15 protein-coding genes are annotated in these 15,436 nt (G+C 75.3%); 11 read left to right on the top strand and 4 right to left on the bottom strand.

The features are described from left to right. Both ACFWIC_RS39725 and ACFWIC_RS39720 read left to right on the top strand, forming a co-directional pair. The coding region (locus ACFWIC_RS39725; protein ID WP_380521958.1) for a cytochrome b N-terminal domain-containing protein at positions 1–979 on the top strand (979 nt) is incomplete at its 5' end. A gap of 62 nt (positions 980–1,041) precedes the next feature. Further along, complete coding sequence (locus tag ACFWIC_RS39720) at positions 1,042–1,482, top strand: PPOX class F420-dependent oxidoreductase (RefSeq protein WP_329879298.1); 441 nt, start codon at positions 1,042–1,044, stop codon at positions 1,480–1,482. Between the two features lie 302 nt (positions 1,483–1,784). Here the strand turns inward: ACFWIC_RS39720 and ACFWIC_RS39715 are convergent, their stop codons facing one another. Continuing rightward, on the bottom strand, positions 1,785–2,054 hold the full coding sequence (locus ACFWIC_RS39715; RefSeq protein WP_329879299.1) for a DUF1876 domain-containing protein: 270 nt from the start codon (positions 2,052–2,054) through the stop codon (positions 1,785–1,787). 209 nt (positions 2,055–2,263) lie between these two features. Here ACFWIC_RS39715 and ACFWIC_RS39710 point away from each other — a divergent pair, with 209 nt between their 5' ends. The 3 genes from ACFWIC_RS39710 (at position 2,264) to ACFWIC_RS39700 (ending at position 4,393) form a co-directional block, all read left to right on the top strand. Further along, a complete protein-coding gene (locus tag ACFWIC_RS39710) occupies positions 2,264–3,193 on the top strand; it encodes a YndJ family protein (RefSeq protein WP_380521956.1) in 930 nt (309 codons plus the stop codon). Then, positions 3,190–3,786, top strand: coding sequence for a DUF1990 family protein (locus tag ACFWIC_RS39705; protein WP_380521954.1), 597 nt, complete (start codon positions 3,190–3,192; stop codon positions 3,784–3,786). Before ACFWIC_RS39710 ends, ACFWIC_RS39705 begins: the two co-directional genes overlap by 4 nt. Positions 3,787–4,003: 217 nt before the next feature. Further along, on the top strand, positions 4,004–4,393 hold the full coding sequence (locus ACFWIC_RS39700; RefSeq protein WP_329879302.1) for a thioredoxin domain-containing protein: 390 nt from the start codon (positions 4,004–4,006) through the stop codon (positions 4,391–4,393). A gap of 114 nt (positions 4,394–4,507) precedes the next feature. Here the strand turns inward: ACFWIC_RS39700 and ACFWIC_RS39695 are convergent, their stop codons facing one another. Continuing rightward, entirely contained in the window at positions 4,508–5,476 is a 969-nt protein-coding gene (locus ACFWIC_RS39695) for a YafY family protein (RefSeq protein ID WP_329879303.1), read from the bottom strand. Between the two features lie 326 nt (positions 5,477–5,802). Here ACFWIC_RS39695 and ACFWIC_RS39690 point away from each other — a divergent pair, with 326 nt between their 5' ends. The 4 genes from ACFWIC_RS39690 (at position 5,803) to ACFWIC_RS39675 (ending at position 10,681) form a co-directional block, all read left to right on the top strand. Next, positions 5,803–6,546, top strand: a complete 744-nt coding sequence (locus ACFWIC_RS39690) for an alpha/beta hydrolase (RefSeq protein WP_329948274.1) — start codon at positions 5,803–5,805, stop codon at positions 6,544–6,546. A gap of 388 nt (positions 6,547–6,934) precedes the next feature. Continuing rightward, the gene (locus tag ACFWIC_RS39685) at positions 6,935–8,413 is read left to right on the top strand and encodes a dihydrolipoyl dehydrogenase family protein (protein ID WP_380521952.1); all 1,479 of its coding nucleotides are present in this window, start codon (positions 6,935–6,937) and stop codon (positions 8,411–8,413) included. A 195-nt stretch (positions 8,414–8,608) separates the two neighbouring features. Continuing rightward, positions 8,609–9,733 carry an exo-alpha-sialidase gene (locus ACFWIC_RS39680; protein WP_355401904.1) on the top strand — a complete coding sequence of 375 codons (1,125 nt, stop codon included), beginning with the start codon at positions 8,609–8,611 and terminating at the stop codon, positions 9,731–9,733. A 177-nt stretch (positions 9,734–9,910) separates the two neighbouring features. Beyond that, positions 9,911–10,681: a GNAT family N-acetyltransferase gene (locus ACFWIC_RS39675; protein WP_380521950.1), complete on the top strand. Its 771-nt coding sequence runs from the start codon at positions 9,911–9,913 to the stop codon at positions 10,679–10,681. Positions 10,682–10,786: 105 nt separating this feature from the next. On the opposite strand, the gene ACFWIC_RS39670 is transcribed toward ACFWIC_RS39675, so the two are convergent. Beyond that, on the bottom strand, positions 10,787–11,701 hold the full coding sequence (locus ACFWIC_RS39670; RefSeq protein WP_380521948.1) for an EamA family transporter: 915 nt from the start codon (positions 11,699–11,701) through the stop codon (positions 10,787–10,789). A gap of 60 nt (positions 11,702–11,761) precedes the next feature. On the opposite strand from ACFWIC_RS39670, the gene ACFWIC_RS39665 reads away from it, so the two are divergent. After that, positions 11,762–12,640, top strand: coding sequence for a MurR/RpiR family transcriptional regulator (locus ACFWIC_RS39665; RefSeq protein WP_329948279.1), 879 nt, complete (start codon positions 11,762–11,764; stop codon positions 12,638–12,640). Positions 12,641–12,734: 94 nt separating this feature from the next. Next, positions 12,735–13,838 (top strand): LacI family DNA-binding transcriptional regulator, encoded by a 1,104-nt coding sequence (locus tag ACFWIC_RS39660; protein ID WP_380521946.1) that lies wholly within the window; start codon positions 12,735–12,737, stop codon positions 13,836–13,838. Positions 13,839–13,917: 79 nt separating this feature from the next. Here ACFWIC_RS39660 and ACFWIC_RS39655 read toward each other — a convergent pair whose 3' ends face one another. After that, entirely contained in the window at positions 13,918–15,183 is a 1,266-nt protein-coding gene (locus tag ACFWIC_RS39655) for an NAD(P)/FAD-dependent oxidoreductase (protein ID WP_329948281.1), read from the bottom strand. Positions 15,184–15,436 lie beyond the last annotated feature (253 nt).

Here is a 15,436-nt window from a genome sequence, read left to right as displayed (position 1 = left end):
CGTGCTGCTGATCCCGGGCATCATGCTGGGCCTGCTCGTCGCCCACCTGATCCTGGTCTTCTACCACAAGCACACCCAGTGGGCGGGCCCCGGCAGGACCGAGAGGAACGTCGTCGGCATGCCGCTGATGCCGGTCTACCTGGCCAAGGCCGGCGGCTTCTTCTTCCTCGTCTTCGGCGTCATCGCCCTGATGGCCGCCGTCGCCACGATCAACCCGATCTGGGCGTACGGCCCGTACCGGCCGGACCAGGTGTCGACCGACGCCCAGCCCGACTGGTACATGGGCTTCGCCGAGGGGCTCATCCGGGTGATGCCGGGCTGGGAGATCGGCGTCTGGGGGCACACCCTCAACCTCGGCGTGCTGGTCCCCTTCACCCTCTTCCCGGTGATCCTCGGCGCGATCGCGGTCTACCCCTTCGTGGAGAACTGGGCGACCGACGACCGGCGCGAGCACCACCTGCTCGACCGGCCGCGCAACGCGCCGGTGCGGACCGCCCTCGGCGCGGCCTGGATCTCCCTGTACCTGGTGATGCTGGCCGGCGGCGGCAACGACCTGTTCGCCACCCATCTGCACCTGTCGCTCAACTCCATCACCTACGCCGTCCGGGTGGGATTCGTCGCCGTCCCGGTGGTCGTGTTCGTGGTCACCAAGCGCTGGTGCCTCGGCCTCCAGCGCCGCGACCGGGAGAAGGTGCTGCACGGCCGCGAGACCGGCGTCGTCAAGCGCCTGCCGCACGGCGAGTTCGTGGAGGTGCACGCCCCGCTCGCGCCCGCCGAACTGCACCGGCTCACCGCCCACGAGCAGCCGCGCCCCCTCGAACTGCCCGCCCCCGTCGACGAGAATGGAGTCGCCCACCCGGCAGGTGTGCTGGAGCGCACCCGTGCGAGGCTGTCCCGTGGGCTGCACGGCGAGGGAAGCAGGATCGCCAAGCCCACCGCCGGCGAGTACCACGAGATCACCGACGGCCGCGGCCACTGAGGCGCCCGCCCCGGAGCCCCGCCGCCGGCCACGAACCGTCCGACTCGGAGAGGGTGGACATCGTGCACGACCGTACCGACCAGCTCGCCGACAGCAGGTACCTCCTGCTCACCACCTTCAGTGACGACGGCCGTCAGGTGCACTCGCAGAGCTGGGTGGTCGCCGACGGCACGGCGCTCGGCATCTGGACGCCCGTGCACTCGGGCGACGCCGACCGCGTCCGCCGCCGCCCCAAGGTCCTCGTCGGCCCCTGCGACGCCCACGGCCGCCCGACCGGGCGTCAACTCCCGGCCCGCGCCGCCGTCTGCGACGAGGACGACACCGCCCGCTACCGCACCTCGCTGATCAACAAGTACGGCCTGCCGGCCCTCGTCGCGCTCGCCCGCAGCCGGATGCGGCTCGGGCTGGCGGGGACGGTCGGCATCCGGATCACGCTCAGCGAGCTGGAACAGCGGCTGGTCGGCCCGGAGTGGCAGGTGCCGGGCACCTACTGCCCGAACTGAGCGGCCCCGGGGCGCACGGCGTCCCGGGGTGCGGCGCCCGGGGCCGTGGGCGTACGGCACCCCCGGGCGCACCCCCGGGGGCGCCGGCCTTCAGGCCGTGTCGTCGTCCGGCGCCCGGGCCAGGTCACCCGGCTCGCAGGCCTCCTGACCGGTGCCGACGTGCACCACCTTCACCGCGCGCCCCGGGCCGCCCGGCACGACCTGCTGCTCCCGGCCGCAGCGCGGACAGATCAGCGGAATGCGCGTCCCGCGGCCCTCCGGTCCACCCGACCCGCCCGACCCCGCGGCACCACCGGGCGCCGTCACGTCAGCGGGTGGGTCGGGATCGGGCTGACCGCCTGGATCTCCCCGTGCGCCTTGGTGAGGAGCTGCGAGGCGAGGTCGTTGAGCGCCCGGGCCGCCGCGATCTCCTCGCCGACCCGCAACTGCTCCGGGTCCGACGGGTGGCGGCTGGTGTAGCCGTGGGCACGCACCTCGGTGCCGTCGCCGAGTCTCAGCAGGGCGGCGGCGGTCGTGCGCGCCCCCTCCTCGCGGAACTCCATCTCGATGTGCCAGCCGACCAGTGTCTGCATGGCGGATCACCTCCGGCGGTCGTTCCGGTCATTCCGGTCGTTCCCCGTTCGGTTACTCCTCCAGGGTGCGCCGACCCCACCGGGAACACCAGGGCAGGGCTCCGGGGAGGCAGGTCGCGGAGATCTCCCCAGGGAACTTGAACGCGTTCAATATGCGGCGTAGAGTCGCCGACGCCATCGTTTGAACACGTTCAAGGTAAGGGGCGGCCATGGGGCGGGGCACCGTCGAACTCGTCGACCTGCTGGTCCTGCTCGGCATGGGGGCGGTGATCCCGATCGGCCTCGCCCTGATCGACGAGCCCGGACTCGCCCGTCTGCGCCGGTACTGGCCACTGGCCGCCGTCCCCGGTGCGCTCTCGCTCTGGCTGCCACGCGGCGGACTCGCCACCGGCAGCGCCGTCCTGTACGCGCTCGGCACGCTCGCCGTCGCCGCCCACGTCCCGGTCCGGCTGGCCCGCACCCGCTCGCTCGCACCGCACGAGATCGCCGTGCTCACCGCCCTCGCCGCCCCCTCGGTGGCCGGCCTCGCCCTGGTCGCCGAACGCTCGGGGCACGAGCTGTTCGGCTTCGACCTCGACATCCTCGCCCTGACCGTTCCGCACTTCCACTACGCCGGATTCACCGCCGCGCTGGTCGCCGGGCTGGTCTGCCGGGCCGTGCCGGACAGCCGGGCCGCCCGCTGGGCCGCACTCAGCGTCCCCGTCGGCACCCTGCTCGTGCTGGCCGGCTACTTCGTCGACGACTGGGCCGAACTGGTCGGCGCCGCGGTCCTCACCACGGGCATGTGGCTGGTCGGCCTGCTCACCTGGCGCGACCTGCGACCCCGCGTCCGCGCCGGTGGCGACCGCGGCGGCGGTGACGGCGGTGACGGCCCCGGTGGCGGCGACGGCGGTGACGGCCCCGGTGGCGGCGACGGCCGGCACCGGACCACCGCCGCGCTGCTCGGCGTCTCCGGTGCCGTGCTCGCCGTCACCATGCTGCTCGCCCTCTGGTGGGCGCTCGGCGAGGCCTCCGGACTCCCCCACCCCACCCTCGGCTGGATGGCCGCCACCCACGGCGTCGGCAACGCGCTCGGCTTCGCGCTCTGCTCACTGCTCGCCTGGCGCCGCCTCGCCCGCCCCCAGGAGAACGCCCGATGACCGGCACCCCGCACCCGGCCGACCTGAACTACCCCGAGGTCGGCGCCAGCACCGCGCTCGACCGGCCCCTGCCCGCCGGCTACCACCACCTCCGTCACCGCGCCCCGATCGGGCGCGGCCGCGCCGCCCTGGACGCCGCCGGCACCGCTCTCCTCGGCTGGCGGATGCACCGCGCCGCAGGTGTCCGGATCACCGCCGAGGCCGACCGCGCCGCCCCCGGGGTCGCCGTCCGGTGCGCCATCGGCCTCGGCCCGTTCCGGGCCGGCGCCCCCTGCCGAGTGGTCTCGACCACCGACGGCCCCGACCGCTACGGCTTCACCTACGGCACCCGGTGCGGGCATCTGGCGGTGGGCGAGGAGACGTTCGTGGTCGAGATGGACCCGGACCGGATCGTCTGGTTCACCGTCAACGCCTTCAGCCGCCCCCGTCGCTGGTACGCCCGCCTCGCCGGCCCGTTCCTTTCCCTCGCCCAGCGGCTCTTCGCCCACTGCTGCGCCCGGGCACTCACCCGGATCGCGGCGGAGGCCGACCGGTCGGAACGGACGGCCGGGGGCAGGGGCCGGCGACGTGAACGGCGGGGCTGGGCCCGGTAGTCCCCGGGCGGAGGCGGCCGGCTTCCCGCGCCGGACCCCGGCCGGGCCGCGGAGCGGGAAGCCGGCCTCCCCGCCGAGCCCTCCCCCGGGGGCCCCGATCGCCGGCGTGTCGCCCGCGGGCCCTCGGCCGACCACCGGCGGAATAGCCCGGCCACGGCAGCCGTTGTCGCGGGCACATGGCCTGGACCGCCACCACCGGAAGGGCAGGAATCGCGACATGAGCAGCACGGTCGAGCTGACCAAGGAGAACTTCGACGACGTCGTCCCCGGTCAGGGGGGCAAGGACTTCGTCTTCATCGACTTCTGGGCCAGCTGGTGCGGCCCGTGTCGCCAGTTCGCGCCGGTCTTCGAGAAGGCCGCCGAACGCCACCCGGACCTGGTCTTCGCCAAGGTGGACACCGAGGCGCAGCAGGAGCTGGCCGCGGCGTTCGGTATCCAGTCGATCCCGACGCTGGCGATCATCCGTGAGGGCGTCCTCGTCTTCTCGCAGGCGGGCGCCCTGCCGGAGCCGGTCTTCGAGGATCTGATCGGTCAGGCGCGGAAGCTGGACATGGACGAGGTGAAGCGGAAGGTGGCGGCCGAACAGAACGGCGGCCCGCAGGACTGACGCCGCCGAGAGGCGAGTGCCCCGGGTGGCTGACGCCCTGAGGCGGTGACGCACGGCGGGTCCCGGTGGTGTCCTTCGACGCCCCGGGGCCCGTCGGCGCGCGTCCGGACGCGTTCAGACGGACGCCTCGGTGTCGCTCCACCCGGTGAGACGGGCGGCCAGGGCCCGAACCTCCACGCGCAGTTCGTCCGGCCGGAGAACGGTGAACGGCCAGCCGAGGCCGGCCAGCATGACCGCCATCCCGTCCAACTGCTGTGCCCGGGCCCGCAGCAGGACCCGACCGTCGTCGGTGGCGGTGACCGCACCGGCGGTGGGCGGAATCCGTCGGCGGGCCTCGACGAGCGTGGTGGTGAGCACCACCTCCACCTCGTGCGTCCAGGGCACCGAGGCGAGGGACTCCAGCACCCGCTGGACCGGGTCGACACCCGCCGGGGGTTCGAATCCGGTCTCGCGCAGTTCCGCGGAGCGGATCCGGTCGAGCCGGAAGGTCCGCTGCTCGCCGCTGCGGTGGTCCAGCCCGGTGGTGTACCAGCGGCCCGAGTGGAAGACCAGCCCGTACGGGTCGAACTCGCGCTCGCTGGGCGTGCCTTCGCGGTCCCGGTAGTCGAGCCGGACCCGGCGCCGGCGGCGCGCCGCCTCGGCCAGCGTGAACAGCGCGGCGGCGGCCGGACTGGGGCCGCCGACGGGCGCGCCGGTCAGACCGAGGGTCTGCTCGACCGCCGCCACCCGCTCGCGCAGCTCCGGCGGCAGCACTCGTTGGATCTTGGCGAGCGCCGTCTCGCCGGCCTGCTCCCCCACCGAGAGCCCGGACCGCCGCCCCGCCAGCAGCCCGAGCACCACGGAGGCGGCCTCGTCCCCGGTGAGCATCAGGGGCGGCAGCCGGAAGCCGGGCATCAGCCGGTAGCCGCCGTACCGGCCGCGTTCGGCCTGGACCGGGATGCCGAGGTCGACCAGCCGGGTCGCGTAGCGGCGGACGGTGCGGGCGTCGACCTCCAGCCGCTCGGCCAGCTCGGCGCCGGTGAGGCCGGGACGCGCCTGCAGGATCTCCAGCAGGGCGAGCGTGCGGCTGACCGGATGGTCCATCGGTGTCCCTTCGTCGGGCCGTCGTTCGGCCTTCGTTCGACCTTCGCCCGCGCCTCGGCACACGCCTTGGTCCGCGCCTCCGTTCCGGCCGCGAACCGACGGTGCGACCCGGCGGTGAGGCCGACGGGTCGGAGGCGAACCGACGGGGTGGTCGAGCCGTGGGACCGGCCCGGGAAGTCCGCCGGTTAATCCGGTCGCGTTCTGTCCGCATTCGATCCTAGGGTCGAAGACAGCGGCCGGCACCCCAGGGGTTCCTCGGGGCACCAACAGCCGCGCACGGCACGGAAGACAAGCACGGCATGGATGCCCGGAGAGGATTTTCCACCATGAGCACCTTCGTACTCGTTCCCGGATTCTGGCTCGGCGGTTGGGCCTGGGACGCGGTCGCCGAACCGCTGCGCGCGGCCGGTCACACCGTCCACGCGGTGACCCTGCCCGGCCTCGGCGAACGGGCCGGTGAGGGCTCGCCCGAGACCGGCGCGGAGACCCACATCGCGGACCTGACCGACCTGCTGGTCCGTGAGGACCTCCGGGACGTGGTGCTGGTGGCCCACAGCGGCGGCACCATCGCCGTCTCCGGCGCGGCCGACCGGGTGCCCGAGCGCATCCGACGGGTCGTCTTCCTCGACTCCGGCCCGCTCGGCGACGGTGTCGCGCTGGCCGACCTCTGGGAGCCGGCCTACCGCGAGACACTGGAGGCCTCGGTGGTCGACGGCTGGCGGCTGCCGCTGCCGTCGTGGGAGGTGCTGGCCTCCGACGGGGCCAGTGTCGACGGGATCGACGAGGCGGGGCTGGCCCGGTTCCGCGAGCTGGCCACCGACCAGCCGGCCGGGACGGTCACGGAGCCGATGCGGCTGACCGGCGGGGCGGAGAAGCTGCCCAAGGGCCTGATCTCGTGCTCCATCCCGTTGGAGCAGGTCCGCGCGATGATCGCCGACGGTCACCCGTACTTCGCCCTGCTCGGCGGCCCGGAGTGGGAGCTGCGCGAGGTGCTGACCGGGCACTGGCCGATGTTCTCGCGGCCGGCCGAGACGGCGGCGGCACTGGTGGAGCTGGCCGAGGTCGAGTAGCGGGCGACCGGGCCGGGACGGGGGGCGGAGCGGGGCCGGACGGCAGACTCGTCCGCGTGTTCGGCTGCGAGGGGCGGCCGGGTCGGCGCAGGATGGGCGCGGTGCCCCGGCCCGGCACGCCGACCTGCACCGACCTGCACCGACCTGCACCGACCTGCACCGACGACCGAACGGGGGCGACCTTGCCGATGTTCGCGGGACGCACGGGGCGGAGCGGTGCCCGGTCCGGGCCCGGCCACCGGACGAACGGGGGTGCCGGGCCGCCTCAGCGCCGGGCCGCACCCGCCGGCGCATTCGGCGCCGCCCGGCACCCCGACGTCCGCGAACGCACGCCCGTCACCCCGGCCCTGCCGGCCGGGGCGACCGTCACCACCACGGAGGACCAGGCATGACCACCGATCCCACCGCTTCCGCCGCCGCCTCGTCGGCCGTTCCCGAGGAGTACGACGTCATCGTCGTCGGGGCCGGCCCGACCGGCGAGAACGTCGCCGACCGGACCGCCGCCGCCGGGCTGCGCACGGTGATCGTGGAGAGCGAACTGGTAGGCGGCGAGTGCTCGTACTGGGCCTGCATGCCCAGCAAGGCGCTGCTGCGCCCGGTGGCCGCGCTGGCCGACGCCCGCGCGGTGGCGGGCGCCCGGGAGGCCGTGGGCAGCGGCGGGCTGGACCCGGCCGCCGTGCTGGCCCGGCGCGACTCGTTCACCTCCCACTGGAAGGACGACGGCCAGGTGAAGTGGGTCCGCGAGACCGGTATCGACCTGGTCCGCGGCCACGGCCGGCTCGCCGGCGAGCGCAGGGTGACCGTCGAGGCGGAGGACGGCAGCGAGCGGCTGCTGGTCGCCCGCCACGCCGTCGCGGTCTGTACCGGCAGCCGGTCCGTCCTGCCGCAGGACGTCCCCGGGCTCGCCGAGGCCCGCCCGTGGACCAACCGGGAGGCGACCGCCTCGCCCACCGTGCCCGGGCGGCTGGCCGTGGTCGGCGGCGGCGTGGTCGGCGTGGAGCTGGCCACCGCCTGGCGCGCGCTCGGTTCGGAGGTCGTGCTGCTGGTACGCGGCTCCGGGCTGCTGCCCCGGATGGAACCGTTCGCGGGCGAGCTGGTCGCGGAGGACCTGCGGGACGCCGGGGTGGACCTGCGGTTCGGGACCTCGGTCGCCTCGCTGGAGCGGGCGGACGAGCCCGGCGCGGACGTCGTCCTGGTCCTGGCCGACGGCGAGCGGCTGGCCGTCGACGAGGTGCTCTACGCCACCGGCCGGGCCCCGCGCACGGCGGACATCGGGCTGGAGCAGGTGGGTCTGCACCCCGGCGGCTGGCTCGACGTGGACGACAGCTGCACCGTGCTCGGTGTCGACGGCGACTGGCTGTACGCGGCCGGCGACGTCAACCACCGGGCGCTGCTCACCCACCAGGGCAAGTACCAGGCGCGGATCGCCGGCGCGGCGATCGCCGCACGCGCCCAGGGGCGTCCGCTGGACACCGCACGCTGGGGCGCGCACGCCGCGTCGGCCGACAGCGCAGGCGCGCCCCAGGTCGTCTTCACGCACCCCGAGGTCGCGGCCGTCGGCCTCACCCTGGACGCGGCCGAGCGGGCCGGGCTTCGGGTGAAGGCGATCGACCACGACCTCGGGGCGGTCGCCGGTGCCTCGCTCTACGGCGACGACTACCGGGGGCGGGCGCGGGTCGTCTTCGACCTGGACCGGGAGGTGCTGGTGGGCGCCTCCTTCGTCGGCCCCGGGGTCTCCGAGCTCCTGCACTCGGCCACCGTCGCGGTGGTGGGTGAAGTGCCGATCGACCGGCTCTGGCACGCCGTCCCGGCCTACCCGACGATCAGCGAGGTCTGGCTGCGGCTGCTGGAGGGCTGTCGCGGGTGAGCCGGTACCGCCCCGGGCCCGCCGTCCGCCCGGACGCGGCCCGGGGCGGACGGGGGCCGGGGCGGACGGGGGCCGGCTGCCCCGGGCGCGGGCCGCAGGCACCGGCGCGGCGAGGTGTGGGAGCCGCCGGGCGGCGCGACACTGGCCGGAGGGGGTGTCCGTGCGGGGGCCGTTACGCCGACCAGGTGGTGTGTGATGACCGAGGTGCTGTTGGCCGTCGGGACCGAGAAGGGCCTCTTTCTCGGACGCAGCCGCGACCGGCTGAACTGGGAGTTCAGCGGGCCGCACTTCCGGATGAACGCGGTCTACTCCGTCGCCGTCGACAGCCGGGACCCCGTCGACGGCGGGAACCGCCGCGACGGCCGGGTCCGGCTGCTGGTGGGCGCCGACAGCAGCCACTGGGGGCCGACCGTCCGGCGCTCGGACGACCTGGGTGCGACCTGGTCCGAACCGTCCGCACCGGCGATCCGCTTCCCCGAGCACACCGGCGCCTCGCTCACCCGGGTCTGGCAGCTCCAGCCGGCCGGCCCCGAGGCTCCGGGCGTGGTCTACGCGGGCACCGAGCCGGCCGCGCTGTTCCGCTCCGCGGACGGCGGTGAGACCTTCACGCTGGTCGAGTCGCTCTGGGAGCACCCGCAGCGCGCCGAGTGGGGCGCCGGCTACGGCGGCCAGGGCCTGCACACCGTCCTCACCGACCCGCGCGACCCCGAACGGCTGCTGGTCGCGATCTCCAGCGGCGGCGTCTACCGCAGCAAGGACGGCGGCGGCACCTGGGAGCCCTCCAACTCCGGGCTGCGCGCCGAGTTCCTCCCGGAGGAGAGCCAGTACCCCGAGTTCGGCCAGTGCGTCCACAAGATCGCGCGGGACGCCGTCAACCCCGACCGGCTCTACCTGCAGAACCACGGCGGCGTCTACCGCAGCGACGACGCGGGCGCGAGCTGGCGGTCCGTCGCCGACGGACTGCCCGCCGACTTCGGCTTCGCCGTGGCCGCCCACCCGCGCCGCGCCGACACCGCGTACGTGTTCCCGCTCGGCGGCGCCGACGACCGCATCCCGCCCGACCGCCGGTGCCGCGTCTTCCGCACCGCGGACGGCGGCGACAGCTGGCAGCCCCTGGCCGACGGGCTCCCCGGCGGGGACCACTACGGCGTCGTGCTGCGCGACGCGCTGCGCACCGACGACGCCGACCCGGCCGGGCTCTACTTCGGCACCCGCACCGGCGAGGTGTACGCCAGCCACGACGAGGGCGAGCACTGGTCACCGCTGGTCTCCCACCTGCCGGACGTCCTCTGCGTCCGCGCGGCGGTGGTGGCGGACTGACCCCGCCCTCCCCCTGGGCGCCGTCCCGCGCACCGCGGGCGGCACGGCGGCCGGGTCGTGCCCGACGTGACGCCGGCAGACCGGTCCGGCCGGGAAACGGGGTTGCCGTCGAACGGGACGCTCACGGAGCATGGCCGACGACGGGGTGTTCCGGTTCTCGGAGATCGGAGGGGCGGCGTGGCGGAAGCGGAAGCCGGCTGGCGGTTCGGGTACGGCACCGACGGCCTTCCGATCGTGCGGTACCAGCGGGGCGAGCGGGAGGGCCGCCCCTGGGCCGACCGGTTGGACGTGGTCGGCCACCACCCGGACCCGGCCGTCCCGGCCCGGTACGTGCTGGCGGAGATGGCCGGCTGGGTGGTCTCCGGCCCCGTCCCGCTCGGCCGGGAGCTGCTGCGCCGTGGCGCGACCCCGCTGCGGCACGGCCACACCATGCACCGGAGCCTGGTCGACGCGCCTCCCGCCGGGGGCTGGCCGTCCTGGGCGCGGACCCCGCTCCGGGAGGGTTTCCAGGTCGTACCGTGCGACCGCGGGGCCACCGAGCTGGACGGGCCGTCCCGGGCCGCCTTCCGTCCCGGGCACCCCGACCACCGCCCCGAGGCGCAGGGGGACGACCCGGTGCGGCGGATGGCCGAACTGCTCTCCGGAAGCGTCATCGGCCCCCTGCTGCCGGCCAGCGCCCTGGTCGTCGACGACGCCGACCGGGTGGCCGCCGGCGCCGTCCTGACCGACTGGGACGGCCTGCCCTGGATCGCCCACGTCTTCCGTGACCCGGACCTCGGCTACCCCGGCCTCGGCCGGGACCTGCTGCGCCGCGTCCTCGCCGGCATCGCCGCCGACGGCGCCACCGGGATCGGCCTGGCGGTGACCGAGGGCAACCGGGCCCGGCAGCTGTACGAGTCGCTCGGCTTCTCGGTCACGCGCAGCACGCTGACGGTGATCGTCCCCTGAGTCGTGCGGCGGCCGGGCCGTACGACACCCCGGGCGGACCGGGGAGCACCGGTCCGTCCTGGCCGGGACAGCTCCCGCCCGGGACAGCTCCCGCCCGGGACAGCCTCAGGGGCGGGCCAGCTCCAGGACGGCTATCCCGGCCAGGACGGTCGCGCTCGCCGCCATCCGCATCCGCCCGAGGCGCTCCCGGAAGACCACGGTGGCGATCAGTGCGGCCATCACGATGCTCGTCTCGCGCAGCGCGGCGATGCTCGCCAGGTTCCCCCGCGACTGTGCCCAGACCACCAGCCCGTACGCCGTCAGCGACAGCACCCCGCCGAGCAGCCCCACCGGGACCAGCGGGCCGGCCCCGACGAGCAGGCCCCGGCCCCTGCGCGCCCAGGCGATCAGGGCCAGGACCGGCCCCTGGAGCAGGAACAGCCAGGCCACGTAGCCGCCGACCGTCCCCGCGTGCCGCACGCCGCCGCCGTCCAGCACCGTGTACGCGGCGATCATCACCCCGGTACCGGCGGCCGCCCCGAGCGCGGGCAGGTGCGCCCGCCCCGGTATCCCCCGGGCGAAGGCCAGTCCGATCAGACCGCAGGAGATGACGGCGACGCCGAGCAGTTCCCCGCCGCCGAGCTCGTCGCCCAGCACCGTGACGGACAGGACCGCCACCAGCAGCGGAGCCGAGCCCCGGGCGATCGGGTACATCTGCCCGAAGTCCCCCAGCTGGTAGGCCCGGAGGAGCAGCAGCTGGGAGGTCACCTGCATCACCACAGAGGCGATCAGGTACGGCCAGGCCGCGGCGGCCGGCAGCGGGTTGAGCAGCACCAGCACCGCCGCGCACCCGGTGTACACGAGGTTGATCAGGGCGAAGCCGACCAGTTTGTCCTGGAGCCGGTGGGCCAGGCCGTTCCAGACCGCGTGCAGCACGGCGGCGGCGAGGACCACCACCGGGACGGCCGCAGGACCGGACACGGGGCCGGCCCCGGCAGTGGCCGCGGCGACGGCCACTGCTCCGGCGGTGACAGCAGGCATGGCGGAACTCCCGCTCTGAATCCTCGGACCTGGAACAGAATTCCACGCTACAGTAGATCCATGGAAGAGCGTTCCGAATATTTCCCCCCGCCGGAGACCCGGCTGGAATCCCGGCTGGCCGCGCACATCCGCGCGCGGCTCGGCGAGTTGCGGGGCACCGAGGCCCGGGTCGCCCGGGTGGTCCTCGCCCGGGGCGCCGACCTGGTCGACCTCAGCGTCAGCGACGTCGCGGAGCTCGCCGGCACCGCGCCGTCCTCCGTGGTCCGGGCCTGCCAGCGGCTCGGCTTCCGCGGCTACCAGGAGCTGAAGATCGCCGCCGTCCGACAGGCGCCCGCGCCGGCGCCCGACCCGGCGGACCCCCGGGACCCGGCGGCGCGGGCCCTCGCCGACACCGTCCGCGCCGCCCGCGAGGCGCTCGACGGGATGGCCGCCACCCTCGGCGCCGACGACCTCCGGGCGGCGGCCGAGGCCCTCGACTCCGCCGACCACGTCCTGGTCGTCGGCGCGGGCCTCTCCGGTGCGGTCGTCCTCGACGCCGCCTACCGCCTGCGCGCCCTGGGCATCCTCGCCGACTCACCCGCCGACCCGATCACCGCCCAGTTCGCGGCCGCCCAACTCCCCTCCACCGCGGCCTGCCTGGCCGTCAGTCACACCGGTGCCACGCGCACCGTCGTCGACGCCGCCCGCCACGCCCGTGCCAACGGCGCCGCCGTCGTCGCCCTCACGAGCTACGCCCGCTCGCCGCTCAGCGAGACGGCGACGCACACGCTGGTCGCCGGCGGGCAGGACCTCGTCTTCGGCCTGGAGACCACCGCCAGCCGCATCGCCCACCTCACCGTCGTCGACGCGCTGACCTCGACACTGCTCTCCCTGCGCGGTGAGACGGCCGAGCGGGCCCTGCGCCTGTCGGCGGACGTGACGGCGGACCACGCGTACTGAAGGGGGCGGCCGGGCTCGGACGGGACCCCTGCCCTGCTCTCAAGGGGTGAAATGGCAACGTCGCCGGTCAGGCGCGGTGTGTAGGCTCGCGGACATGGCGAGGGTGACGCGGGACGACGTGGCGAGGGTGGCGGGGACGTCTACCGCGGTCGTGAGTTATGTGATCAACGACGGACCGCGCCCGGTGGCTGCTGCCACCCGGGCCCGAGTCCTGGCAGCGGTCGAGGAGTTGGGGTACCGGCCGAACCGGGTCGCACAGGCGATGGCGCGGCGGCGCACCGACCTGATCGGGATGGTCGTGCCGGACGCCCGGCAGCCGTTCTTCGCCGAACTGGCGCACACGGTGGAGCGGGCGGCGGCCGAACGCGGGCGGCTGCTGCTCATCGGCAACTCCGACTACGCCGACGAACGCGAGGCCCACTACATCCGCGCCTTCCTCGGGATGCAGGTGGACGGGCTGATCCTGGTCACCCAGGACCCGTCGGCCCCCGGGGTGGTCGGCATCGACTCCACCGAGGGAACGCCGGTGGTACTGCTGCACCACCGGGCGGAGACCGAGCACGGGCTCGCCGTGGTGGCCGACGACGAGGGCGGCGCCCGGGAGGTCGTGCGCCACCTGCTCGGCCACGGGCACGCCGAAGTCCACTGCTTCGGCGGCACCTTCTCGCTCAGCCCGAGCGACCCGGTGACCGTGCGGACCGCAGGCTGGGCCGTCGCCCTCACCGAGGCGGGGATCTCCACCGAGGGGCGGCTGACGCAGGCGCCCTTCGACCGCGTGCGGGCGCACCGTGAGGCGCTCACGCTGCTGGCGCGCGCCGACCGTCCGTCCGCGGTCTTCTGCGCGACCGACGACCAGGCGATCGGCCTGCTGCGGGCCGCCGACGACCTGGGCATCCGGGTGCCGGAGGACCTCGCGGTGGCGGGCTTCGACGACATCGCCGAGGCGGTGATCGCCGGTCCGTCGCTGACCAGCGTGGCCACCGCTCAGGAGGAGATGGCACGCGCCGCCGTCGGCCTGGTGCTCGGGGACCGCCCGGGCGAGGAGGGTGACGCGCGGCCGGACGGCGAACCCGCGTCGAACGGGGCCCGGATGTTCCCGGCCCGGATGGTCGTCCGCCGCTCCTGCGGTTGCGATCCGAAGCGCCCGGAGCAGGACACCGGGCGGAGCGAGGAGCCGGGCCGAGCCGTCCTGCGCTGAGCCGCACCGGGCCGACGCCGCACGGGAACAGCGAGCGGCGGGCGACCGGCGCGCAGCGGGCGGCTGGCGGCGGTGGGCGCTACCCCTCCGCGCCCGGCGGCGGGCCGAGCATGACGTCCAGGTTCTCGTGGCCGTCGGGGGCGACGAGCCGGTCCAGGTTGAGGGCGGAGATGCCCGCCCAGAACGCGCCGCGCTCGAACATCGCCTTCTCGTACCCGGCGATCGCGGCGTCGAGCGCTCCTGCCTCCCACCGCTCGTCGGCGAGGACGGGGGCCACGGCGAGAGCGAGCTCGGCCGCGTCCCACATCGCGAGGTTGACGCCCTTGCCCGCGAACGGCGACATCAGGTGCGCCGCGTCGCCGACCAGGGTGACCCCCGGGGCGCGCCGCCAGGTCAGGCCGACCGGGAGCATGTCCAGCCGCTGGGCGCGCAGGCTGTCGTCACAGGCGGCCAGCGCCGACCGGAACTCCGGCGCCCAGTCCGCGAAGTGACGCGCGACGGCGGCGCGGGTGCGGACCGGGTCCTGCTCGGACAGGCCGGCGGACTCCAGCCAGCTCTCGGCGCTGCGGTAGAAGGCGTAGATCCGGATCCGGCCGTCGCTGTTGCGTTGCAGGGCGAGGCCCTTGTTGTCCTGGAAGGCGTACAGGCTGCCGTTGCCGACGAAGGCGGCGGCCCCGGGAGCGGTGCGGTCCGCGTCCGGGATGCCGAGTTCGACGAGGCTGACACCGGTGTAGCGCGGCTCGGTGCCGGTGAGCAGGGGGCGGACGCGCGAGCGGGCGCCCTCGGCGCCGACGAGCAGGTCGCAGGTCTCGACCGTGCCGTTGTCGAAGTGGAGCCGGTGCCGGCCGTCGCCGAGCGGTTCGGCGCGGTCGAGGCGGTGCCCCCACCGGACGGTGGCCGGGGGGAGGGAGTCGAGGAGGAGGGCGCGCAGGTCGCCGCGGTCGATCTCGGGAGCGCCGTCCTCGTCGGGCGAGTTCGCGTTGCCGGGGGCGCCCGGGCGCGCTCCTCGGCCCTCTCCCGCTTCCGTTCCTGCGCCCTCGCCGGCGGGTCGGCCGGTGTCGAAGGCGCTGTGGACGGTGCCGTGCTTGTCGAGCAGGCGGAAGTCCTCGCCCTCGGGCCGGGCCTTGGCCCAGAACTCGGTGTCCAGCCCGGCCTCCCGGACGGCGCGCCGTCCGGTGTCGCCGTGCAGGTCGAGAGTGCCTCCCTGGACGCGGGCGTCGCGGGAGGGCTCGCGCTCGTACACGGTGGCGGCGACGCCGTGGACGTGGAGGACGCGGGCGAGGGTGAGTCCGGCGGGGCCGCCGCCGATGACGGCGACGTGCGGCGTGGTCGTGATTCCGGTCATTGGTGCGCACTTCTCCTTGAGAGGGGGAGATGGCGAAGGCCCGAACGCCGTCCCAGTCTGGTCGGCCGGGCGCTCGGGTTGAAGACCGGAATCGGACGGTAGGGGCCGGCACCGTGAACGGAGGGGACGGCCCGGGCCCGGACGGGGATCCGGCGGGGAACGTGCGTGTTCCCCCCCCCGTGTACGGGGGGGGCCCCCCCACGTCGGGGGCCGGCTCCCCCCGGCGTTCGTCGACCGGGGCGTCGTCCGGCGG

The organism is Kitasatospora sp. NPDC127035 (genome assembly GCF_042726075.1).
Classification (GTDB): Bacteria; Actinomycetota; Actinomycetes; order Streptomycetales; family Streptomycetaceae; genus Kitasatospora.
The sequence above is the reverse complement of the archived record's forward strand: the minus strand, read 5'-3'. Positions and strand labels throughout refer to the sequence as shown.